This is a genomic window from Shewanella septentrionalis (assembly GCF_025370265.1).
GTDB lineage: Bacteria > Pseudomonadota > Gammaproteobacteria > Enterobacterales > Shewanellaceae > Shewanella > Shewanella hafniensis.
The window spans coordinates 1-2,496 of the sequence record NZ_JAMTCC010000095.1 but is presented as its reverse complement, the minus strand read 5'-3'; the positions used below and the strand labels follow the sequence as shown (position 1 = coordinate 2,496).

Sequence of the window (2,496 nt, the reverse complement as noted above, 5' to 3'; positions counted from 1 at the left end):
AGTGCTGCGAGTGGCCGCAGGATCGTAATAGTCACCACTGAGCGCAAAGCTGTCTGCACCGCAGATAAGGCCCGTATCTCGGCATTGCTGTTTATCACATAGGCGTTGTTGTTTATCTTTAATGCAAACGCCGCCAAGTTGGGTGTCACAGCTGGTCGATTGAATGCTGCAATCTGCGATGGCGTCGCAGGTATTGGGAAAGGCACATTGATAGGTGGTTTGTTCTTTCCAGCAATCCAATGTCACGGCTATCCCATTAATCATGCGTGTTTCTTTACCTTCTACGCATTGAGATTGGACTTGTTGGCACTCGGGGAGGACTGCGCCACAACTGTTGTTGTAACCGACTTCAACATGCGTTTCAGTGGTGATGAAGGTGATGGGGAAGTTATCTACAGCGACATAGAATGGAAAACCCGCAGAGCCCCAAATCGTACCCACATTGATATTTATCGGTGCGTTAGCCGCATCGCCTTGATAGGGGAATGATGTGTTTACTTGAGCAGGACAGATCCCCTCTGGCGTGCAACTTCCCGCGCCTTTGGTGACAGGGGCGGTGCCAACTTCGGCATTATTGACCGAGAGTTTTACTGACAATGCAGTCCCTAAACTGCTGAACTCACCTTGTAGCCTAATCGCTGTTATTTGCGCATTAGGATTGGGTAATTCAATGATGAATGGAGGGATGCCCGTTAATCGAAACGTATGCTCTTTATGTTGCGTTGACGTGCTTTTGACAAAGGGCGTCAGGTAGCATTGCACCGGATTATTGGTGGGCAACGTGCAAGAACGTGGCTGAGAATCGACTTCACAAACGAGCCCTTTTTCACAGTCATGATATTTAGATGAAATGCCGTGGCTGATATTGTAAGCATCATTTTGATAGCCAACGGCGGTATGGTATGCCGGATCGTTTTCATCGATCGTCGGGCGGCCATTATTAAAGCCACTCGTCACGGCTTGGGCTTGGCCATCCGTGCTCATGCCTTGCATTTTGGCACTGTCCATGGCGCTCGGGTTGTTGTAGTAACGGCTTTCGCTTGGGTTAGCGACTTCTTGCTGACATGTCGCATCTTTGCATAGGCTGTTAACGTCAAAACCGGTGTAACCCGCTTTGTTCTGATTCTGCTTGATACTGTCTTTGGCCCACTGCACATTATCGCGGTAATCCTTTTCGCTGTTGGCCGCCATAACAGGCAAGGCGGCGCTCAATGTGAGGATGGCACTGAGGATTAAGGCATTATTCAACTGAGTCATTTCGCCCCCTTTGCTAATGTCTTCGCCGCCACATCGGGAATGCTGCCGTGTTGTGCAAGTAAGTTCAGCGCGTCATACAACGAAACGTTGCCGTAAATCACGTCAAAGTCATCGCTGCTGCAGGGCTGTTTTGCCTGACATTTGTTGGGTCTTACAGCAACAAAGGCGGGTACTTGGGTAATGCCGAATTGCGTAAACCACTGGGGATTAATCGCAAAACCGCTCTGTATGGTTTTACCCTTGTTATCGATAAGGTGATTCATCTGTTTAACGGTGGCGGTAAAGCCTTGAGGCAGTACACCGCGCACAATGAGTGGCACCTGTAAGTCTGCGCTTTGCATGAGTAACTGCTGCAAACTGGTGGCAGGCATACCCAACGACACAAATACCATCACACCATTAGCATCGGCGCTGGGGTTGGGCTTTGCATCGAGCAATGGTGATAGTGCGTTGTCTAATTGGCCTTTGCTTTGCGCTTCGAACTGACGGGCTTTATCAAATAGTGCGGCTTGGTCACCATTCAATGGGGGTAATGTGTGACGTTCTCGCATCGACAGCGCTTTTAATTCGTCAATACTGTAATCCGTTTGGGCGAACACCTGTGAAATTGATCCAAGGCACCATAAGCTCACGAACAGGGCTAAGCCTTTAAATGAATGTGAAAATAGAGAGTTATGCACAATTTTTGTGCATAACTCGGTATAGATTGTTGGTAATTTGGTCTCAAACTTTTTCATCGAAAATCCCTCTCCTTATTGGTCACAAAAACACGCAATTGCGTTTTTTGAAGTTGATAAAGCCAAAGTTGTCACCCGACACAGGGTTATCGTGGCCACTTTCCCAGATAACGGTGGTTGTGGTGTAAGGGTGCGCCCATAGCGCATCGGGTATGGTGTTGGTCATTTGATAGCGATAGCGGGATTTGGGCATGAGGGGCATCGGCGTTTGATAGCAAATCGCGCCGTCTTCACCGTGGGATTCCCATACGATGCCTTGGCGATGCAATTTGTAGTTCAGGCGCTCTAAAATCAACGTACCCGCCTGAATTGGCGTGTCGCGGTAATTGGTGGTGCCAGTCAGGGGGTAGGCACTGCCTTGTGAGCCCATACACCAAAACAGAAAATCAAAAGGCAATATGCTGTTAGTTGAGGTGGCCACGGCTTCGGTTGCACAGGCGAGTTGTGACACTAAATTGCCAAATAAAATGGCTTCGGGATTGAGGATAAATGACAACTCGTC

The 2,496-nt window shown here is 48.8% G+C and carries 3 protein-coding genes; all 3 read right to left on the bottom strand.

Annotation, left to right across the window (positions count from 1 at the left end; all coding sequences use genetic code 11):
* A partial coding sequence (locus NE536_RS22580) for a conjugal transfer protein TraN (RefSeq protein ID WP_261274090.1) occupies positions 1-1,257 on the bottom strand: 1,257 nt, incomplete at its 3' end.
* Entirely contained in the window at positions 1,254-1,994 is a 741-nt protein-coding gene (gene trbC, locus NE536_RS22575; RefSeq protein ID WP_006087392.1) for a type-F conjugative transfer system pilin assembly protein TrbC, read from the bottom strand. The genes trbC and NE536_RS22580, both read right to left, overlap by 4 nt.
* Before the next feature lie 22 nt (positions 1,995-2,016).
* Positions 2,017-2,496 (bottom strand): TraU family protein (locus tag NE536_RS22570; RefSeq protein ID WP_261274089.1); only part of this gene is annotated, 480 nt, incomplete at its 5' end.

Coding starts and splice junctions, on each gene's coding strand:
- trbC (WP_006087392.1), bottom strand. CDS start 1,994: ATGAAAAAGTTTGAGACCAAATTACCAACAATCTATACCGAGTTATGC.